Below are 19,702 nucleotides of genomic sequence, written 5' to 3' on the forward strand. Positions count from 1 at the left end.
GGCCGGTGGGCGCGGGCGCCCACCGGCCGGGGTCAGCCGCGGCCGGGGTCAGCCGCCGTACGCGCCGGAGGCGGTCAGCCGCAGCGCGGTGTCGATCAGTGGCACATGGCTGAACGCCTGCGGGAAGTTGCCCACCTGCCGCTGGAGCCGCGGGTCCCACTCCTCGGCCAGCAGCCCCAGGTCGTTACGGAGCCCGAGCAGCTTCTCGAAGAGCTTGCGGGCCTCGTCCACCCGGCCGATCATCGCCAGATCGTCGGCGAGCCAGAACGAGCAGGCCAGGAAGGCGCCTTCATCGCCCTCGAGACCGTCCACCCCCGCGTCCTCACCGGCCGTCGGGTAGCGCAGCACAAAGCCGTCGGGGGTGGACAGCTCGCGCTGGATCGCCTCGATGGTGCCGATCACCCGCTTGTCGTCCGGCGGCAGGAAGCCCATCTGCGGAATGAGCAGCAGGGAGGCGTCCAGCTCCTTGGAGCCGTAGGACTGGGTGAAGGTATTGCGCTCGGCGTCGTAGCCCTTCTCGCACACATCCCGGTGGATCTGGTCGCGCAGATCCCGCCAGCGGTCCAACGGGCCGTCCACATCACCCGATTCGATCAGCTTGACGGTGCGGTCCACCGCGACCCAGGCCATCACCTTGGAGTGCACGAAGTGGCGGCGCGGACCGCGCACCTCCCAGATGCCCTCGTCCGGCTCGTCCCAGTGCTCCTCGAGGTAGCGGATCAGCTTCAGCTGGAGCACGCTCGCGTAGTCGTTGCGCGCCAGGCCCGTCATATGGGCCAGGTGCAGCGCCTCGGTGACCTCGCCGTAGACATCCAGCTGGAGCTGGCCCGCCGCGCCGTTGCCGACCCGGACCGGCTGCGAGCCCTCGTAGCCGGGCAGCCAGGTCAGCTCCGCCTCCGACAACTCCCGCTCGCCCGCGATCCCGTACATGATCTGGAGGTTCTCCGGGTCGCCCGCGACCGCGCGCAGCAGCCACTCGCGCCAGGCGCGGGCCTCCTCGCGGTAGCCGGTGCGCAGCAGCGAGGACAGGGTGATCGCCGCGTCCCGCAGCCAGGTGAAGCGGTAGTCCCAGTTGCGGACACCGCCGATGTCCTCCGGGAGGGAGGTGGTGGGCGCCGCCACGATGCCGCCGGTGGGCGCGTAGGTCAGTGCCTTGAGGGTGATCAGCGAACGGACCACCGCGTCCCGGTAGGGGCCGTGGTACGTGCAGTGCTCGACCCACTCGCGCCAGAACGCCTCGGTGGCCTCCAGCGCGGCCTCCGGCTCGGGCATCGCGGGCTGCTCCTTGTGCGAGGGCTGCCAGCTGATGGTGAAGGCGATCCGGTCGCCGGGGGCGACCGTGAAGTCGGCGTAGGTGGTCAGGTCCTTGCCGTAGGTGTCCACCTCGGTGTCCAGCCAGACCGAGTCGGGACCGGCGACCGCGACCGTGCGGGTGTCCACCTTGTGCACCCAGGGCACGACCCAGCCGTAGGAGAAGCGCATCCGCAGCGCCGAGCGCATCGGCACCCGGCCGCTGACGCCCTCCACGATCCGGATCAGCTGCGGGGCGCCGTCCCGCGGCGGCATGAAGTCGATCACGCGGACCGTGCCGCGCGGGGTGTCCCACTCCGACTCCAGGACCAGCGAATCCCCCCGGTAGCGACGGCGGTCCGCGGCCGGTGGCTCAGCGCCCGCGGCGGGGGTCGGAGCCAGCCGCCAGAACCCGTGTTCCTCGGTGCCCAGCAGACCGGCGAACACGGCATGGGAGTCGAAGCGCGGCAGGCACAGCCAGTCGACCGTGCCGTCTCTGCAAACGAGGGCGGCGGTCTGCATATCACCGATCAGTGCGTAGTCCTCGATACGCCCGGCCACGTGCTTCCCCATTCGAACGGCCGTATTGCCCCGTGAGGCGTGCTTACGGTCTCGGAAATTCTCGACGAGCTCTTGTTCCGGGGGCGTGCTGGTGGTGCCGTGCCGGGGTGGCTCGCATGCGTGCGTCCGAGCAGGATACGACGGACAACGATGATCCGTTTGTGTTCGTCCATATCGTGGCCCGCCTCTCACGTCCGATCGGGTGGCCGGCTCCCCGGCGGCGTCCCCGAGCAGGTCACGCAAGGTGTCCGCGCGATTGCGCGGGCACGGCCTCCAGCGGCCGCCCCGGGGCACTGATACCCTGGTAGCCCGTGGAGCGGCGGGCGCAAAACCCCCGAACCTCAGCGACGGCACCCCCCGGAATTCCGGGGCCGGCAGCCGTACCGCACTCTCACCACGCGACCACGGGAGCCCCCTCTTGGCCATTGCCGCTAAGCCCATGACGACCAAGCACCTCTTCGTCACCGGGGGTGTCGCTTCCTCACTCGGCAAGGGCCTGACCGCCTCCAGCCTGGGTGCGCTGCTGAAGGCGCGCGGTCTGCGCGTCACCATGCAGAAGCTCGACCCGTATCTGAACGTCGACCCGGGCACGATGAACCCCTTCCAGCACGGTGAGGTGTTCGTCACCAACGACGGTGCCGAGACCGATCTGGACATCGGCCACTACGAGCGCTTCCTCGACGTCGATCTCGACGGCTCGGCCAACGTGACCACCGGCCAGGTGTACTCGACCGTGATCGCCAAGGAGCGGCGCGGTGAGTACCTCGGTGACACGGTGCAGGTGATTCCGCACATCACCAACGAGATCAAGCACCGCATCCGCCGGATGGCCACCGATGACGTCGACGTGGTCATCACCGAGGTCGGCGGCACCGTCGGCGACATCGAGTCGCTGCCCTTCCTGGAGGCCGTCCGCCAGGTCCGCCACGAGGTCGGCCGGGACAACGTCTTTGTGGTGCACATCTCCCTGCTGCCCTACATCGGCCCCTCCGGCGAGCTGAAGACCAAGCCCACCCAGCACTCGGTCGCCGCCCTGCGCAACATCGGCATCCAGCCCGACGCGATCGTGCTGCGCGCCGACCGCGAGGTGCCCACCTCCATCAAGCGCAAGATCTCGCTGATGTGTGATGTGGACGACGCCGCGGTGGTCGCCGCCATCGACGCCAAGTCGATCTACGACATCCCCAAGGTGCTGCACTCCGAGGGGCTGGACGCCTATGTCGTCCGCAAGCTGGACCTGCCCTTCCGGGATGTGGACTGGACCCAGTGGGACGACCTGCTGGGCCGTGTCCACCGGCCCGACCACGAGGTCACCGTCGCGCTCGTCGGCAAGTACATCGACCTGCCCGACGCCTATCTGTCGGTCACCGAGGCGCTGCGCGCGGGCGGTTTCGCCAACAGCGCCCGCGTGAAGATCAAGTGGGTCACCTCCGACGACTGCAAGACCGCGGCCGGTGCCCGGCTCCAGCTCGAGGACGTCGACGCGGTCTGCGTCCCCGGCGGCTTCGGCGACCGGGGCGTGATCGGCAAGCTGGGCGCCATCACCTACGCCCGGGAGAACAGGATCCCGCTGCTGGGTCTCTGCCTCGGCCTCCAGTGCATCGTCATCGAGGCCGCGCGGCACCTGGCGGGCATCGAGGGCGCCAACTCCACCGAGTTCGAGCCCGCCACCACCGATCCGGTCATCTCCACCATGGCCGAGCAGCTCGACATCGTCGCGGGCGAGGGCGACATGGGCGGCACCATGCGGCTGGGCATGTACCCGGCCAAGCTGGCCGAGGGCTCGATCGTCCGCGAGGTCTACGGCGACCAGCCGTACGTCGAGGAGCGCCACCGCCACCGCTACGAGGTCAACAACTCCTACCGCGGCGAGCTGGAGAAGAAGGCCGGGATCGTGTTCTCCGGCACCTCCCCGGACAACAAGCTGGTCGAGTACGTGGAGTACCCGCGCGAGGTGCACCCCTATCTCGTCGGCACCCAGGCCCACCCCGAGCTGCGCTCCCGGCCCACCCGCCCGCACCCGCTCTTCGCGGGTCTGGTGAAGGCGGCCGTCGAGCGACAGACCGCTGCTCAGGGGCAGGGCGCGGGCGCCTGACCGATACGGTGGAACCCCGGGTGCGGGCCGTGTCAGCGGCCCGCACCCCGGCCATCGCACCGAGAGGACGCTGAGAGACCCATGGGCATCCAGGACACCCCCGAGGAGTGGCGGGTCACCGCCACCGCCACGCCGTTCACCGGCAACAAGACCAGCGTGCGCACCGACGAGGTCGTGATGCCCGACGGCAGCCGGGTCAAGCGCGACTACCAGGTCCACCCCGGCTCGGTCGCCGTCCTCGCCCTCGACGAGGCCGGGCGGGTCATCGTCCTGCGGCAGTACCGCCACCCGGTGCGCCAGCGGCTGTGGGAGATCCCGGCCGGGCTGCTCGACATCCCCGGCGAGAACCCGCTGCACGCCGCCCAGCGCGAGCTGTACGAGGAGGCGCACGTCAAGGCCGAGGACTGGCGCGTCCTCACCGACGTCTACACCTCGCCCGGCGGCACCGACGAGGCGGTGCGGATCTTCCTCGCCCGGGAGATCTCCACGGCCGAGGGCGAGCGCTACGAGGTCTCCGAGGAGGAGGCCGATATGGAGCTGGACCGCGTCCCGCTGGACGACCTGGTCCGTGGCGTCCTCGCGGGCGAGCTGCACAACACCTGCCTGACGGTCGGCGTCCTGGCCGCGCGGGCCGCGCGGGAGGGGGACGGCCTGGACGCGCTGCGCCCGGCGGACGCCCCCTGGCCGGCGCGCCCCTTCGAGGCGTGACCGACGCCCCTTCGCGGGCCCACACCGGATCCCTTCCGACCATCAGTGGATCCGATGGAGTGATTTTCAGCCCGGTCACCCGGTCAGGAGTGCCCGGTTCCTGACGCGGAGTGAACTACGCTCATAAGCGCCGAAGGGGTACCCGCTCGCGAAGCCGTCGCAGGCGGCGCACGGCGTCCCGGAGGCACGAGGGGTCGAGCACGGTCGACCGTCGAAGCGGCGCGGGCGCACCGAGCCGCGCCAACCCCGACCGCGACCGCGGCGGGCTCGTGATGCGCAGGTGGACGGGAGTGGGCCCGTGGCGGAGCAGGCGGTCGACACCGAAGGGGAGCCACCGGCCTCCCACCACCCCGCTGTGCCCCCACCCGCGCCGAGCCCGCGCGCCGCGGCGGCGGACACCTCCGCGGACACCGCGCCGCCGGGGCCCCGTGACGCGGGTGCGGACGGCGGGGTGTGGGGCGGGGCCACCCGGGCCGTGCTGTTCGCCGCGGCGGCCACCGTGGGCAAGGGATTCGCCGGGCGGCGGCGGGAGTTGCTGTCGCTGCGGGCCGATATCGACCGCGCCGGTCTGGACACCCTCGCGGGCCGTAAGGCCGCCCGCAGCCGGGTGCTGCTGATCGCCGGACGCCCCGGCTGGGGCCGTACCGCACTGGCCGAGGAGCTGGTCCGGCGGCTGGCCGACGACTATCCCGACGGAGTGCTGAGCGCACGGCTGACGACCTCCGGCGGGGAGCCCGTGCCGACCCTCCGCACCGCGCGCGATCTGCTCGGCACGCTCGGGGTGACCGCCCCGCCCGGGGCGGACGAGGACGATCTGGGTGAGGCGCTGCGCGCGCGGCTGACCGGCAAACGTCTGCTGCTGTTCCTCGACGACGTGGCAGGGGCCGACCAGGTCGACGCGCTGCTGCCCGATGAGCCCGGCTGTCTGGTGGTCGCCGTCTCGCGCGGTCCGCTGACCGGGGTGCCCGACGTCCGGCCGTGCACGGTCGGCGGGCTCGATGTGAGCGCCGCGGTCGGGCTGCTGGCGCAGTACGCCGGATCCACCCGGATCACCTGTGACCCGGTGGCCGCGCAGGCGCTGGTGGAGGAGTGCGCGGGCCAGCCCGCCGCGCTCGTCCTGGGCGGTGGCTGGCTGGCCGTACGGCCCGAGGCGTCCGTGTCCGACCTGGTGGCGCGGCTGCGGGAGCTGCCGCCGTCCTCCGCCGACGCCGACCCCGGCGTACGGCCGCTGGCCCGTACCTTCCGGCTGGTCTACGACTCGCTGCCGCCCGCCGCCGCCCGGATGCTGCGGCTGCTGGTGCTCGCGCCCGGCGGGACGGCCGACGCCCATGTGGCGTCCGCGCTGGCCGGGTGCTCGGCCCGGGACGGCGCGGCCGCGCTCGAGGGATTCGCCGGATGCGGGCTGCTGCGTCCGCGCGGGGACGGCCGGTACCAGGTGCCGGGCTGTCTGGAGCCCCTGCTGCGGGAGCTGCTGGAGTCCGTGGAGCGCCCGGCGGAGGTGGAGCTCGCCCGCGCCCGGATGCTGGAGCGCACCGTACGGCAGCTGCACGCGTGCCGGTGGGCCGCCGAACCGGTGGGCTCCCCGGGGCGGCGGAAGCTGGCCGAGCTGCCCGCACCGCTGCGGTTTTCGTCGTCGGCGGACGCGGCCGACTGGCTTCGGGCCCGGCTTCCGGTGCTGCTGGAGGCGGCCCGGCTGGCCGTCGGGGCCGGTGAACTGGACACGCTGGCCCGGCGGCTGGTGGCCGGGCTCACCCATGCGCTCAGCGCCCATCGGGGCGCGGAGGACGCCGCACCGGAGCTCTACGGACTGCACCAGCTGGTGCTGGACGTGGCGGAGCGCCGCGATCTGCCGGTGGAGCGGGCGGCGGCCCTGCTCAACCTGGGCGACCTCGACGCCCGGGCGGCCCGTGTGGACCAGGCGCTCACCCGCTACAAGGGCGCGCTGGAGGCCGCCCGCGAGGCGGCCGACCCGTACACGACCGGGCGGGCGCTGGAGTCCATCGGCGCGATCTACCAGGAGCTCGCGGACTGGCACCGGGCCGCCGACTGGTACGGCCGCGCCCTGGAGCTCAGGCTCAGCCGCCGGGATGTGGCGGGCGGGGCCCGGGTCTACGCACGGCTCGGCACCGTCCATGGATACGCGGACCGCTGGACCGAGGCACTGCGTGACTGGCGCGCCGCGGCGGCCGCCTGCCGCCGGGCGGACGATCTGCCCGGATGCGCCCGGGCGCTCAGCGGTGCCGCCCGCGCCCAGGAGCAGCTCGGCCGGGTCCGGGAGGCGCTGCGCGGCTGGGGGGAGGCGGTGACGGTCGCCCGGGGATGCGGGGACTCCGCGCTCCATGGCGAGCTGGCACTGCGTGCCGCCGAAGCCGTCGACCGGCTCGGCGGCGATCCCGCGGTGGCCCGGGTGCTGAGGCGGGAGGCCGGGCGCGGTGACGCCCCGGAGAAGCGGGAGGGGCGGGGCGGTGACGCGCCGGAGAAGGGCCCCTCACCTGAGGAGTCATCCCTCTCGGCACCCCCGGAGACACCCCAGGCCAGGGAGAGAGACGGGATCGACCTACGAAATCAGTAGTGGTCTCGTGAAAGATTGATGCATTGCAAGGCTAGACAGCGCGACGTCCTTCATTAGACTGGGCGTACCGCGAATGATGCGGCCGTCACCGGCATGCGGACACGTTCCGGTTTGCATGTCCATGGCTGGGTCTGTCCGGCTGTGACGTTATATTCCTTTCCCCCCATTCAAGGACCGTGATCGACGTGAAGGTCGGTATCCCCCGCGAGGTCAAGAACAACGAGTTCCGTGTGGCCATCACCCCCGCCGGTGTGCACGAGCTGGTCCGCAACGGCCACGAGGTCTTCGTGGAGCAGAGCGCGGGCCTCGGTTCCTCCATCACGGACGCGGAGTACACCGCGGCCGGTGCGCGCATCCTGGAGACCGCCGACGAGGTCTGGGCCACGGCCGACCTGCTGCTGAAGGTCAAGGAGCCCATCGCGGAGGAGTACCACCGCCTGCGCAAGGACCAGACCCTCTTCACCTACCTCCACCTGGCCGCCTCCCGCGCCTGCACCGACGCGCTGCTGGAGTCCGGCACCACCGCAATCGCCTACGAGACGGTCGAGGCCGCGAACCGCGCGCTGCCGCTGCTCGCCCCGATGTCCGAGGTCGCGGGCCGGATCGCGCCGCAGGTCGGCGCCTACCACCTGATGCGCTCGGCCGGTGGCCGCGGTGTGCTGCCGGGCGGTGTCCCGGGTGTGGCCGCGGGCCGCGCGGTGGTCATCGGCGGCGGTGTCTCCGGCTGGAACGCCGCGCAGATCGCCATCGGTATGGGCTTCCACGTCACCCTGCTGGACCGGGACATCAACAAGCTCCGCGAGGCCGACAAGGTCTTCGGCACCAAGGTGCAGACCATCTCCTCCAACGCCTTCGAGCTGGAGAAGGCCGTCCTCGAGGCCGACCTCGTGATCGGCGCGGTCCTCATCCCGGGCGCCAAGGCCCCGAAGCTGGTCACCAACGAGCTGGTCTCCCGGATGAAGCCGGGAAGTGTCCTTGTCGACATCGCGATCGACCAGGGCGGCTGCTTCGAGGACTCCCGTCCCACCACCCACGCCGAGCCGACCTTCGAGGTCCACAACTCGGTCTTCTACTGCGTGGCCAACATGCCGGGCGCGGTGCCGAACACCTCCACCCACGCGCTCACCAACGCCACGCTGCCGTACATCGTGGAGCTGGCCAACCGCGGCTGGCGCGAGGCGCTGCGCCGGGACGCCGCCCTGGCCAAGGGCCTCAACACCCACGAGGGCCAGGTCGTTTACGGTCCGGTCGCCGAGGCGCACGACCTGCCCCACGTCGAACTGAACACCCTCATCGGCTGACAAGCCGACCGGCGGTCAACCCGGACCGTCAACACGGGGTCAACACCGGGCATCCGGCCGGGTCTTGCCGAAGGGCGGGACCCGGCCGCAGGTGTGTCCGCCGCCGTCCTCTCCGCGGGGCGGCAACACACTGGTCAACTCGCCCTAAATGCAACTCTTCAGACGCTTTGTGCGGTGGTGAAATCGCTCCGCCGCCGTTCACACGCCCTTGACATCGGGGTGTTCGATTGCCGACACATCATGCCGTGTCCGGTGGATTGTGTTGCTGCGGACCGCCGACACGCCATAGAGTCGCCAACCGTCGGCATGGTGTCACGCTGACCTATCTAGAAATTTCCTGGTCACCAAGGAGGTAGGACGACTTGTGAATGAGTCGACATTTTCTCCCGGGGGTGGTCAACCAGGATCGGCTGCGCGGGGCCAGGGTCCCTCGGAGCTCGAGGCTGTCGGCTCCGTCGCTGTCCGCACCTTCGCAACCCGCCAGAGCATGACGACAGCCCACCAGAGTCAGAGTATGGACGGCCATCACGTGAACGCCATGGCCGGCGACCAGGGGGGCACGGATCCCGCCCGCTTCGCCGACTACGACGACCTCCCCGACGGGCACTTCTACGACCCGGACGCCGAGTACGAGCCCGACCCCGAGTACGCGGCCACACTCGCGCCCGACGCGGCCCGCCAGCGCCGCGAGCGCATCGGCCCCACCGGGCGGCCGCTGCCGTACTTCCCGATTCCCGGTCCGCTGACCGACCACGGCCCCGCGAAGATCATCGCGATGTGCAACCAGAAGGGCGGCGTCGGCAAGACCACTTCCACCATCAACCTGGGCGCCGCGCTGGCCGAGTACGGCCGCCGGGTTCTGCTGGTCGACTTCGACCCGCAGGGCGCCCTCTCCGTCGGCCTCGGCGTCAACCCGATGGAGCTCGACCTCACGGTCTACAACCTGCTCATGGAGCGGGGCATGTCGGCCGACGAGGTGCTCCTCAAGACGGCCGTGCCCAATATGGACCTGCTGCCCAGCAATATCGACTTGTCGGCCGCCGAAGTGCAGTTGGTCAGCGAGGTCGCCCGGGAGTCCACCCTCCAGCGCGCGCTCAAGCCGCTGATGGCGGACTACGACTACATCGTCATCGACTGCCAGCCCTCGCTCGGTCTGCTCACCGTCAACGCGCTGACCGCGGCGCACAAGGTGATCGTGCCGCTGGAGTGCGAGTTCTTCGCGCTGCGCGGGGTGGCCCTGCTCACCGAGACGATCGAGAAGGTCCAGGAGCGGCTCAACCCCGACCTGGAGCTGGACGGCATCCTCGCCACGATGTACGACTCGCGCACCGTGCACAGCCGTGAGGTGCTCGCCCGTGTGGTCGAGGCGTTCGACGATCACGTCTACCACACGGTCATCGGCCGTACGGTCCGCTTCCCGGAGACCACCGTCGCGGGCGAGCCGATCACCACGTACGCGTCCAACTCCGTCGGTGCCGCCGCCTATCGCCAGCTCGCCAGGGAGGTGCTCGCCCGGTGTCACGCCGAGTGAGTCTGCCGGGAGCCGACGAACTGTTCCGCACCACGGGAGGGATGGGGCTCCAGTCCTCCTCTCCCGCCTCCGGCCGCCGCCAGGCGAACGGCGAGGCGGCCCGGGTCCCGGCGCCCGCCGCCGAGCCCGACACGGCCGCCGAACCGTACGAGGACGGTGCGCCCGAGGGCGGCCGTCGCCCGGAGGGCGAGCAGTCCGGCGCGTCCGAGCACACGGGTCGTGAGACGGCCGCCGCCACGCAGGACGCCGCCGAGCGGCGCCCCGGGGGAGCGGGCCGCCCCAAGGGACGCCAGGCCGCCGGGGCGGCGGGCCCGGCCGACCAGGGCGCCGCCGCCCGCCGCCGCAACCGCGCGGCGAACCGGCGGCCCAGCGGGCGGGAGCGGCACGACGAGAAGATCACGGTCTATGTCTCCGCCGAGGAGCTGATGGACCTCGAGCACGCGCGTCTGGTGCTGCGCGGTGAACACGGACTCGCGGTCGACCGCGGCCGGATCGTCCGCGAGGCGGTCGCGGTGGTCCTCGCCGACCTCGAGTCGCGTGGCGACGCGAGCATCCTGGTGCGCCGCCTGCGCGGCCGCTGACCGGGCCGGGCGATAGCCTGCCCGGTCGTACGGGCTGCCCCGCCCGGCCCTGAGCACCCTGGACCGCGATGCCGACGAACGACGCCCCCGCCCCGCCGCCCCGCCGCCGCTCCCTGGGCCGCGGCCCCGGCGCGGCCCCCGCCGCCGAGCCGCGTGCCGCCGAGCCGCGTGCCGCCGAGCCGCGCGCCGCGGGGAGCGCTGAGACGGAGCCGCGCACCGGGCCGTCTCCGGTGCCACCGTCCGCGGAGCCCGGCGACCCCGAGGTGGCGGCTCCCGTCTCGCGTCCCGCGCCGCCCGGCGTTGCCGCGGTGCCCGATCCGGCGCATGCGCCTGAGGGCGAGGCGTACCCGGTGCCACCGGCCGGGGAGCCCGCGCCGTCCCCCGGGCCCGGCGATGCCACCGCACGCGATCCGGCCCCGGCCCGGCCCGAACCCGAGCCCGATGCCGCGCACGCGCCTGAAGCCGAGTCGTATCCCGGGCCGCTGGCCGGGGGATCGGCGGCGGAGCCCGCGCCGGGCACCGCGGCCCGTGGTGCCGAAGCCGCGGTCAACGGGTCCGGTGTGGCGGCGGGTGGCGGATGGCCTGAGCCTGATCCGGCGCATGGGAGGGCCGAGGAGGGGGCGGACGGGCCTGTGCGGCCGTCGGCGGACGTGGGGGAGGCCCGGGGCGGGGGAGCGGCCGCGGAGGCCGTCAGCGGGCCGTCAGCGGATTCGGACGATCACCCCGACGCCGCCGACAAGGGCGACGACGGCACGCGGTTCATCCTGCGGCTCGACAACTTCGAGGGGCCCTTCGACCTCCTCCTCCAGCTGATCTCCAAACACAAGCTGGACGTCACCGAGGTCGCCCTGTCCAGGGTCACCGACGACTTCATGGCGTACATCCGAGCCATGGGGCCGGACTGGGACCTCGACCAGACGACCGAGTTCCTCGTGGTCGCCGCGACCCTGCTCGACCTCAAGGCGGCCCGGCTGCTGCCCGCCGCCGAGGTGGAGGACGAGGCCGACCTCGCACTGCTGGAGGCGCGCGACCTGCTGTTCGCCCGGCTGCTCCAGTACCGCGCGTACAAGCGGATCGCGGACATCTTCCATGACCGGCTGGTCGGCGAGGCCGCCCGGCACCCCCGTACCGTCGGCCTCGAACCGCACCACGCCGAGCTGCTGCCGGACGTCGTCATCAGCATCGGCGCCGAGGGGTTCGCCCGGCTGGCCGTGAAGGCGATGCAGCCCAGGCCCAAGCCGCAGGTGTACGTGGACCACATCCACGCCCCGCTGGTCAGCGTGCGCGAACAGGCCGGGCTGGTGGTGGCGCGGTTGCGCGAACTGGGCGAGGCCAGTTTCCGGACGCTCGCCGAGGACGCTCCCGACGTCCTCACCGTCGTCGCCCGGTTCCTGGCGCTGCTGGAGCTCTACCGGGAGCGTGCGGTCCTGCTCGACCAGCCGGAGGCTCTCGGCGAGCTCATGGTGCGCTGGACGGGCGCGGAGGGTGAGCAGCCGCTGGTCACCGACGAGTTCGACCAGGAGGCCGGAGCCCAGCGGAAGCGGGTGGAGGAACAGACCGGGCACCCGGCCGACGAACGGGCCGAGGAGAAAGAGAAGCAGGAGGTACGGAGTTGAGCGAGCAGTGGACCCCCGCCGCGGCCTCGGACGTCGCGGCGCTCGACCTCAAGCCCGCCCTGGAGGCGGTCCTCATGGTCGTCGACGAGCCCGCCACCGAGGAGCACCTCGCCAAGGTCCTGGAGCGTCCGCGCCGCGCGGTCGCCGACGCGCTGCGCGAGCTGGCCGACGACTACGCGACCCAGGGCCGCGGCTTCGAGCTGCGGCTGGTCGCGGGCGGCTGGCGCTACTACACCCGCCCCGCCTACGCCGCCGCCGTCGAGGGCTTCGTCCTGGACGGTCAGCAGGCCCGGCTCACCCAGGCCGCTTTGGAAACCCTCGCGGTGGTCGCGTACCGTCAGCCGGTCAGCCGTTCCCGGGTCTCGGCCGTCCGCGGCGTCAATTGCGATGGCGTGATGCGGACCCTCCTCCAGAGGGGTCTGGTCGACGAGGCGGGCACGGAACCCGAAACAGGTGCGATCCTGTACAGGACGACGAACTACTTCCTGGAGCGAATGGGCCTGCGGGGTCTGGACGAGCTTCCGGAGCTCGCGCCGTTCCTCCCCGAGGCGGACGCGGTCGAGGGCGAGTCCCAGGAGGGTGTGCCGTCGTTCGACCCGGACGCCGTCGACGCGGATGACGCGGATGACGGAGTAGGCCACTCTCAGACGGAAACTTGATGCGAAGCAGCGGCAGGAACAACAGGGGCAGCGGCAGCGGTAGCGCTGGCAGGAACCCCCGTGGCGCGGGCAACCAGCGTGACGACAAGCAGAAGCGCGCGGGCCGCCCCCGTCCCGAGGAGCGCCGCTACGACGTGGGCGGAACCTCCCAGGGCGGCGGCCCCACGGGCGGTCCGAAGGGCGGTCCCAAGGGGGGACCCAAGGCGGGCGGCGCGAAGGGCGGCCCCAAGGGCGGCACCGGCGCCGGTCGCGGCCGTAAGCCCGGCGGCCCGTCCCGCCCGCGCGAGTACGACGCGCAGATAGAGGAACGCAACCGCGCCCGGCACAGCAAGCCCCAGGTCAAGCTGCCGAAGACATTCGGCGAGCAGGAGGGCGAGCGGCTCCAGAAGGTGCTGGCCCGTGCCGGTATGGGCTCGCGCCGCGCCTGCGAGGAGCTGATCGACCAGGCTCGTGTCGAGGTCAACGGCAAGATCGTCACCGAGCAGGGGCTCCGGGTCGACCCGGAGAAGGACGAGGTCAAGGTCGACGGGCTGACCGTGGCCACCCAGTCGTACCTGTTCTTCGCGCTGAACAAGCCCGCCGGGGTCGTCTCCACCATGGAGGACCCGGACGGCCGCCAGTGCCTCGGTGACTACGTCACCAACCGCGAGACCCGGCTCTTCCACGTCGGCCGTCTCGACACCGAGACCGAGGGCATCATCCTGCTCACCAACCACGGTGAGCTGGCCCACCGCCTCACCCACCCGCGGTACGGCGTCATCAAGACCTACCTCGCCGCGATCCAGGGCCCGCTCCCGCGTGACCTGGGCAAGCAGCTGAAGAACGGCATCGAGCTCGAGGACGGCTACGCCCGCGCCGACCACTTCAAGGTGGTGCAGAACACCGGTAAGAACTACCTGGTCGAGGTGAGCCTGCACGAGGGCCGTAAGCACATCGTGCGCCGGATGCTCGCCGAGGCCGGGTTCCCGGTCGACCGGCTGGTGCGCACCGGCTTCGGGCCGATCCCGCTGGGCGACCAGAAGTCCGGCTGGCTGCGGCGGCTGACCAACACCGAGGTCGGCATGCTGATGCGCGAGGTCGATCTCTGATCCGCGCCGGGGCCGTCCGCCGACGGCCCCGCGACCGCGGCCGGACCGATCTGGGGTCTGTCCGCGGTCCCGGCACTCAGAGGCCGGTGCCCAGACGCGTCACCACCACACCGAGGACGGTGCCGGAGGGGACATACCCGAAGTGACGGGAGTCCAGAGTTCTCTCGGCGTCGCCCCGAACGACGATCCGGCCCGCCGGGACCGCCGCGCCGGGGCGGGCGCCGACCCTCTCCAGGACCTCCGCCGGGACCGGCTCCCCCGGGAGTGCGGCCACCCGCTTGACCAGCCAGCGCAGCTCCGGATCGGCTTCGCCGAGCGGGTTCCGGAAGATGATCACGTCGTTGCTCCGGACCCGCTTGGAGGTACGGACCAGCAGACGGCTGCTGTCGGTGAACGTCGGCGCCATGCTGTTTCCGGTCACCCGGATCAGCATCAGCTTCCTCCGCAGCGCCGCTCCGGCACCCACCGCCAGCAGCCCCGCAACGATCACCCTCGTCATGCGCGCGCGCATCGGTCACTCCACTCGTGCGTCCTGGTAGCCGGCCGCCTGCACCGCGAACAGGTGCGCGTACCGGCCTCGCTGTTCCATCAGTCCGTCATGTGTGCCGGTCTCGGCGATCTCACCGTCCGCCAGGACGACAATGGTGTCCGCGTCGCGCAGGGCGCTCAGCCTGTGCGATATCAGGAGGCTGGTCCTGCCCTCCCGGTGCTCGCGAAGGGTGAGATTGATGTTGTGCTCCGCCTGGGCGTCCAGCGCGGAGCTGGGCTCGTCGAGGATCAGCAGATCGGCCTCGTCGCGCATCAGCGAGCGGGCCAGGGCGACGCGCTGCCACTGCCCGCCGGAGAGGGTCACGCCGGGCGGCGCGTCATAGTCATCCACCTGGACCCGGCTCAGGAGCGTGTCGTAGCCGTCGGGGAGAGCGCTCAGCTTCTGGTCGATCTCCGCCTTACGGGCCACGGCGCGGACGGTCACGCGGTCCGTCAGCCGGGGGAGGTCGCCGACGCCGATGTTCTCCTGGGCCGTGAGGTCGTACGCCATATGGTCCTGGAAGGTGACGCCGAGGCGGCGGCGGAGCTCCTCGACGTCCAGGGCGCGGATGTCCGTCCCGTCCCAGAGGATCTGTCCGCGCACCGGGTCGTAGAACCGGCAGACCAGTTTCACCAGCGTGCTCTTGCCCGCACCGTTCTCGCCCACCACCCCGACCGCCGTGCCCGCCGGGATCCTCAGGTTCACACCGCGCAGCACCCAGGGCCCGGACGGGTCGTAGCGGAACCAGACGTCGCGCAGTTCGATCGCGTCCCTGAGCGGGTCGACCGGAAGGTCGCCGGAGACGAGGTCGTCCGGGGTCTCCAGCAGGTCGATGAAGTGGCCGAACAGCCGGATGCCCTCGATGGCCATTCCGGCTTGCATGACGATCCCGCCGAAGGTGGTCTGGATTCCGGCCGCCGCGGCGATGAACAGGGTCACATCACCGACGCTGAACTCCCCGTGCCCGGCGCCGACCGCCACGACGACGATGCCCAGGCCGATGACCACCGCGTTCAGCAGCGCGAAGCCGGACTGGACGAACATCCCCCGGCGGGCGACCCGGAGCTCGGCCTCGGTCGCCTCGCCGAGCGCCGTGACCAGGCGGGAGTGGAAGAAGCCGCCGAGCCCGAACAGACGGATCTCCTTGGCGGCCCGGGGGTCGGTCAGCAGGCCCCGGTAGAACATCCGGCGCCGGTACTTGCCCGAGACGGTCTCGGAGACCTCCGCCTGGCGGCGGGCCTGGAAGAGCTGGGTGACGAGGGCGGCGGCGCCGACCAGGAAGAGCAGACCGGCCATGGGAGGCCAGACCGCGAGCAGCACCCCGGTGAAACCGGAGACGGTGGAGACCGCCTGGACCATCAGCTGGCTGAACATGGTGATGTTGTGCGGAGCGTCCTGGGACGCCTCCTGGGCCAGTCTCAGCCGGTCGTGGAAGGCGGGAGTCTCGAAGAGCCGCAGCCCGCGGAACTCGTTGACCTGGGCGAAGAGCGTGTCCTCGACGGTCACCACGAGGCGCTGGCGGACCACTTCGTCGAGGAATCCGCCGAGTTGCAGCAGTACGGCGGTGACCGCTCCGACGACGGCGATGGTGAGGGCGAGCAGCGTCACCCGGCCGACGTCCGCGTGGCCGGCGCGGCCCAGTTCGTCGAAGAGGAGCTTGCTCAGCCACGCCGCGAGCGCGGGCAGCAGGCCGGAGAGCACGGCCGTTCCGAACATCGCGCACGTGCCGGCTCTGCTCGCCCGGAACTGTAGTGCCACACAGGTGGTCACGGCGCGCAAGCGCAGTCGGGAGTGCGGCCCGGGACCCGGTTCGACCGGTGTCTCCGGTATCTCGGATCGTGCCTCGTCGGGCATGTCAGACACGGATCATCTGGCTTTCCCTGCCCTCGGAATATCCGCTTCCGACCGGGATACCGTAAATACGGATCGCGTTCGGATCTGTACGCCAGGTGTTGATGGATAACCCGGAGAGGGCCGCGGGCGCTCATGTTGCGACGCTACCGAGACCCCCTCCCCCGTTAACTAATTAGCAGCTCTTGGTGCTCTTGGTGCAGGTGCCGGTGCAGCTGTGGTAGTACTTCTTGCCGCTCTTGCAGTAGCAGTACTGGCCGTGCTCCGGCACGCAGGCGCCGGCCCGCTCCTCGCGCAGTACGGCGGACAATATGCGGTCACTCAGCTTGGCAAGCACGGAATTTCCTCCCGTTGGTTGATCAGGACGCCGGAACCGTACGACGGCCGAACGCCTGTACGCCAGAGGAGTTGGGTATTCCGTTTGTGGCCGGTTCTCGCTGGCACTTCCGGAATGCAGAGTTCCCTATTTTTCGATCTTGCGGTGATTCCCTAGAACATCCCTTCGGGGTTACAGTGCCGTCGGTCGTCGAGCAGCACATGGGGGATTCGATGGGCTATGCCCTGCTGGCCTGCCGCTTTCTGATCGGCGGGGTCTTCGTGGTCTCCGCTGTGAGCAAGTTGCGCGGACGGGCCGCCTTCCGGGAGTTCGAAACCGCCGCCCAGGAAATGGGCGCACCGGTCCGTTTTCGGCGACCGGTCGCCCTCGCCGTGGTGGCGGCCGAAGGCTTGATTCCGCTGTTGCTCGTGGTCCCGCCGGGCGGGCTGGCCGGCCTCGCGCTCGGGGGAGCGATGCTCATCGTTTTCACGGTGGCGATGGCGAACGCGCTGCGGCGGAAGAAGACCACGTCCTGCGCCTGCTTCGGATCCTCCACCGCTCCGATAGGCCGTCAGCACGTGGTGCGGAACGTCGCCTTGCTCGCGGTGGCCGGCACGGGTGTCGCCGCCGTGCTGGGCGGTGCCCCCGAATTCCCGTCGCATGCGGGCGGGATCGCCGTCGCCGCGTTCGCCGCGCTGGTGGGCGTCCTGCTGGTCATCGCCACTGACGAACTCGCCGCGGTGTTCGCGGCGCATGTCCCCCACCAGGAGAACTGATGCCGTTTCTGATCGCCGCCGTCGTCGTTCTGGCGGTGCTGTGCCTGCTGAACCTGCTGCTCACCTTCGGAGTCATCCGGAAACTGCGAGCCGGGCAGAGCGATACGTTCGCGGGGGACAATCCGGGACTGATGATTCCGAACGGCTCGGCCATGCCGGAGTTCGAGGCGGAGACCATCGACGGTGAGACGATATCCCGGGAGACACTGCGCGACGCGCTCATCGGATTCGTCTCCCCGCATTGTTCCGCGTGCAAGGAGCAGCTCCCGAATTTCGTGGAGATCGCCGGGCGTCACCGAGCCCTGGGCCGGACGGTCGTCGCCTTTATCCACGGCGATACGGAGGACGCGCGGAAGCTGGCGGAGCCGCTCCACGGGATCGCGCATGTGGTGATCGAGGACGCCGACGAGGGGCCCACCGAAAAGGCGTTCAAGGTGGAGGGGTATCCGGTCTTCGGAATCGTCGACGGGACGGGAACATTGACCGCCAGCAATATCAAGCCGAAGGAATTGCCGGCCCCGGCGCCGGTGCCGGTCGGCTGAGTCCGGCGCCGTCATCCGCCGGGGGCACGCGCCCGTCCCGCGTCTCGCGGGGCGGGCGCGTCCGCGGGGTATCCGGCCGACTCGTTACGCTGATCGGGAAGGCGGAACCGGAGCGCGCAGGGGAGTACAGACGTGGCGGTACGAGCGGTCCGCGGGGCGGTCCAGCTGGAGCGGGACGAGTCCGGCCATATGCGGCAGCAGGTCTCGGAGCTGCTGACCGCCATCCTGGAGCGCAACGCGCTGGTGCCGGACGACCTGATCAGTGTGTGGTTCACCGCCACACCCGATCTGCACAGCGACTTCCCCGCGGTCGCGGCACGCAAGCTGGGCATCACCGATGTGCCGCTGATCTGCGCCCAGGAGCTGGATATCGAAGGCGCCATGCCGCGGGTCGTCCGCATCCTGGCGCATGTCGAGACGGACCTGCCCAAGCCCGAGGTCGCCCATGTCTACCTCGGCGCCGCGGCCGCCCTCCGCAAGGACATCGCCCAATGAGAACCGCACTCGTCATCGGCACCGGCCTGATCGGCACCTCCGCCGCGCTCGCCCTGGCCGGACGCGGGGTCCACGTCCACCTCGCCGACCATGACGCGGACCAGGCCCGTACCGCCGCGGCGCTCGGCGCCGGTACGCAGGAGGAGCCCGAGGGCCCGGTGGACCTGGCGATCGTCGCCGTACCGCCCGCGTATGTGGCGCGGACGGTCGCCGATGTGCTGCGCCGCGGGGTCGCCCGCGCCGCGCTGGACGTGGCCAGCGTCAAGGGCGGGCCGCGCCGGGAGCTGGAAGCCCTGGGCGTCGATCTCACCCGCTACATCGGCACCCATCCGATGTCCGGCCGGGAGCGCTCCGGGCCGCTGGCCGCCACCGCCGATCTCTTCGAGGGGCGGCCGTGGGTGCTCACCCCCGGCCAGGACACCGACACCGAGGTGCTCAACCTCGCCCTGGAGCTGGTGGCGCTGTGCCGGGCGGTGCCCGTGGTGATGGACGCCGATGCCCATGACCGCGCGGTGGCGCTGGTCTCGCACACCCCGCATCTGCTGTCGAGCATGGTCGCCGCGCGGCTGAAGGACGCCGACGAGACCGCGGTCCGGCTGTGCGGACAGGGGATCCGGGATGTGACCCGGATCGCCGCCTCCGACCCGGCGATGTGGATCGACATCCTGTCCGCCAACCCCGGCCCGGTCGCCGATGTGCTCGCGGCGGTGGCCGCGGACCTCGAGGAGACGGTACGGGCGCTGCGCGGCCTCCAGTCCGCCGACGACGCCAAGCGCGGCGACGGCGCCTCCGGGATCGAGGACGTACTGCGCCGCGGCAACGCCGGACGCGAGCGGGTGCCCGGTAAGCACGGCGCCGCCTCGGCCGTCTACGAGACGGTGACGGTGCTCATCGGCGACCAGCCGGGCGAGCTGGCCCGGATCTTCGCCGACGCGGGCCGGGCGGGCGTCAACATCGAGGACGTCCGGATCGAGCACGCCACCGGGCAGCAGGCGGGTCTGATCCAGCTGATGGTCGAGCCCTCGGCGGCCCCCGGGCTCACCGCGGCGCTCCGCGAGCGGGGCTGGTCCATCCGGCAGTGACCCGCCCGCCGCAGCCGCCTTGCCCGGCGGTACGAGGGCGGCGGTGTGAGCAAGTAACCTTGTCCGAGGCTCCGTGAGTCCCGTCGAACCCGCCCCGTGCACACGAAAG

General features: G+C 71.4%; 17 protein-coding genes. 13 read left to right on the plus strand and 4 right to left on the minus strand.

Annotation, left to right across the window (positions count from 1 at the left end; all coding sequences use genetic code 11):
- Positions 1 to 48 precede the first annotated feature (48 nt).
- Positions 49 to 1,851 (minus strand): glycoside hydrolase family 15 protein, encoded by a 1,803-nt coding sequence (locus AB0C66_RS22260; RefSeq protein ID WP_362441846.1) that lies wholly within the window; start codon positions 1,849 to 1,851, stop codon positions 49 to 51.
- A 439-nt stretch (positions 1,852 to 2,290) separates the two neighbouring features.
- Between AB0C66_RS22260 and AB0C66_RS22265 the strand changes: the two genes are divergently transcribed.
- The 9 genes from AB0C66_RS22265 to AB0C66_RS22305 all read left to right on the plus strand — a co-directional run bounded on the left by AB0C66_RS22265 (position 2,291) and on the right by AB0C66_RS22305 (position 14,002).
- Positions 2,291 to 3,946 carry a CTP synthase gene (locus AB0C66_RS22265; protein ID WP_362441151.1) on the plus strand — a complete coding sequence of 552 codons (1,656 nt, stop codon included), beginning with the start codon at positions 2,291 to 2,293 and terminating at the stop codon, positions 3,944 to 3,946.
- Between the two features lie 81 nt (positions 3,947 to 4,027).
- Entirely contained in the window at positions 4,028 to 4,654 is a 627-nt protein-coding gene (locus tag AB0C66_RS22270; RefSeq protein WP_362441154.1) for an NUDIX hydrolase, read from the plus strand.
- Positions 4,655 to 5,129: 475 nt separating this feature from the next.
- Positions 5,130 to 7,226 (plus strand): tetratricopeptide repeat protein, encoded by a 2,097-nt coding sequence (locus tag AB0C66_RS22275; protein ID WP_362441848.1) that lies wholly within the window; start codon positions 5,130 to 5,132, stop codon positions 7,224 to 7,226.
- A 185-nt stretch (positions 7,227 to 7,411) separates the two neighbouring features.
- Entirely contained in the window at positions 7,412 to 8,527 is a 1,116-nt protein-coding gene (gene ald / locus AB0C66_RS22280) for an alanine dehydrogenase (RefSeq protein ID WP_362441851.1), read from the plus strand.
- A 364-nt stretch (positions 8,528 to 8,891) separates the two neighbouring features.
- A complete protein-coding gene (locus AB0C66_RS22285; RefSeq protein ID WP_362441157.1) occupies positions 8,892 to 10,058 on the plus strand; it encodes a ParA family protein in 1,167 nt (388 codons plus the stop codon).
- Positions 10,043 to 10,639, plus strand: a complete 597-nt coding sequence (locus tag AB0C66_RS22290; protein ID WP_362441160.1) for a hypothetical protein — start codon at positions 10,043 to 10,045, stop codon at positions 10,637 to 10,639. The genes AB0C66_RS22285 and AB0C66_RS22290 overlap by 16 nt, the downstream gene beginning before the upstream one ends.
- Positions 10,640 to 10,707: 68 nt before the next feature.
- Positions 10,708 to 12,255 (plus strand): segregation/condensation protein A, encoded by a 1,548-nt coding sequence (locus AB0C66_RS22295; RefSeq protein WP_362441163.1) that lies wholly within the window; start codon positions 10,708 to 10,710, stop codon positions 12,253 to 12,255.
- A complete protein-coding gene (gene scpB / locus AB0C66_RS22300) occupies positions 12,252 to 12,914 on the plus strand; it encodes an SMC-Scp complex subunit ScpB (RefSeq protein WP_362441166.1) in 663 nt (220 codons plus the stop codon). The genes AB0C66_RS22295 and scpB overlap by 4 nt, the downstream gene beginning before the upstream one ends.
- Positions 12,914 to 14,002: a pseudouridine synthase gene (locus AB0C66_RS22305; protein ID WP_362441169.1), complete on the plus strand. Its 1,089-nt coding sequence runs from the start codon at positions 12,914 to 12,916 to the stop codon at positions 14,000 to 14,002. Before scpB ends, AB0C66_RS22305 begins: the two co-directional genes overlap by 1 nt.
- 76 nt (positions 14,003 to 14,078) lie before the next feature.
- Here AB0C66_RS22305 and AB0C66_RS22310 read toward each other — a convergent pair whose 3' ends face one another.
- The 3 genes from AB0C66_RS22310 to AB0C66_RS22320 form a co-directional block, all read right to left on the minus strand.
- Entirely contained in the window at positions 14,079 to 14,513 is a 435-nt protein-coding gene (locus AB0C66_RS22310; protein ID WP_362441172.1) for a S26 family signal peptidase, read from the minus strand.
- 3 nt (positions 14,514 to 14,516) lie between these two features.
- A complete protein-coding gene (locus tag AB0C66_RS22315; protein ID WP_362441175.1) occupies positions 14,517 to 16,247 on the minus strand; it encodes an ABC transporter ATP-binding protein in 1,731 nt (576 codons plus the stop codon).
- Between the two features lie 310 nt (positions 16,248 to 16,557).
- Complete coding sequence (locus AB0C66_RS22320) at positions 16,558 to 16,692, minus strand: hypothetical protein (RefSeq protein ID WP_362441180.1); 135 nt, start codon at positions 16,690 to 16,692, stop codon at positions 16,558 to 16,560.
- 227 nt (positions 16,693 to 16,919) lie between these two features.
- Between AB0C66_RS22320 and AB0C66_RS22325 the strand changes: the two genes are divergently transcribed.
- From AB0C66_RS22325 to AB0C66_RS22340, 4 genes are all read left to right on the plus strand, one after another.
- The gene (locus AB0C66_RS22325) at positions 16,920 to 17,474 is read left to right on the plus strand and encodes a MauE/DoxX family redox-associated membrane protein (RefSeq protein WP_362441183.1); all 555 of its coding nucleotides are present in this window, start codon (positions 16,920 to 16,922) and stop codon (positions 17,472 to 17,474) included.
- Complete coding sequence (locus AB0C66_RS22330; protein ID WP_362441186.1) at positions 17,474 to 18,016, plus strand: redoxin domain-containing protein; 543 nt, start codon at positions 17,474 to 17,476, stop codon at positions 18,014 to 18,016. Before AB0C66_RS22325 ends, AB0C66_RS22330 begins: the two co-directional genes overlap by 1 nt.
- A gap of 132 nt (positions 18,017 to 18,148) precedes the next feature.
- Entirely contained in the window at positions 18,149 to 18,511 is a 363-nt protein-coding gene (aroH, locus tag AB0C66_RS22335; RefSeq protein ID WP_362441189.1) for a chorismate mutase, read from the plus strand.
- Positions 18,508 to 19,593, plus strand: a complete 1,086-nt coding sequence (locus tag AB0C66_RS22340; protein WP_362441191.1) for a prephenate dehydrogenase — start codon at positions 18,508 to 18,510, stop codon at positions 19,591 to 19,593. The genes aroH and AB0C66_RS22340 overlap by 4 nt, the downstream gene beginning before the upstream one ends.
- The last annotated feature ends 109 nt before the right edge of the window (positions 19,594 to 19,702 follow it).

This window comes from Streptomyces sp. NPDC048636, from assembly GCF_040650655.1.
GTDB lineage: Bacteria > Actinomycetota > Actinomycetes > Streptomycetales > Streptomycetaceae > Streptomyces.

Coding starts and splice junctions, on each gene's coding strand:
- AB0C66_RS22295 (WP_362441163.1), top strand. CDS start 10,708: ATGCCGACGAACGACGCCCCCGCCCCGCCGCCCCGCCGCCGCTCCCTG.
- AB0C66_RS22310 (WP_362441172.1), bottom strand. CDS start 14,513: ATGCGCGCGCGCATGACGAGGGTGATCGTTGCGGGGCTGCTGGCGGTG.
- AB0C66_RS22315 (WP_362441175.1), bottom strand. CDS start 16,247: ATGTTCGGAACGGCCGTGCTCTCCGGCCTGCTGCCCGCGCTCGCGGCG.
- AB0C66_RS22265 (WP_362441151.1), top strand. CDS start 2,291: ATGACGACCAAGCACCTCTTCGTCACCGGGGGTGTCGCTTCCTCACTC.
- AB0C66_RS22325 (WP_362441183.1), top strand. CDS start 16,920: ATGGGGGATTCGATGGGCTATGCCCTGCTGGCCTGCCGCTTTCTGATC.
- AB0C66_RS22270 (WP_362441154.1), top strand. CDS start 4,028: ATGGGCATCCAGGACACCCCCGAGGAGTGGCGGGTCACCGCCACCGCC.
- AB0C66_RS22305 (WP_362441169.1), top strand. CDS start 12,914: ATGCGAAGCAGCGGCAGGAACAACAGGGGCAGCGGCAGCGGTAGCGCT.
- AB0C66_RS22330 (WP_362441186.1), top strand. CDS start 17,474: ATGCCGTTTCTGATCGCCGCCGTCGTCGTTCTGGCGGTGCTGTGCCTG.
- AB0C66_RS22340 (WP_362441191.1), top strand. CDS start 18,508: ATGAGAACCGCACTCGTCATCGGCACCGGCCTGATCGGCACCTCCGCC.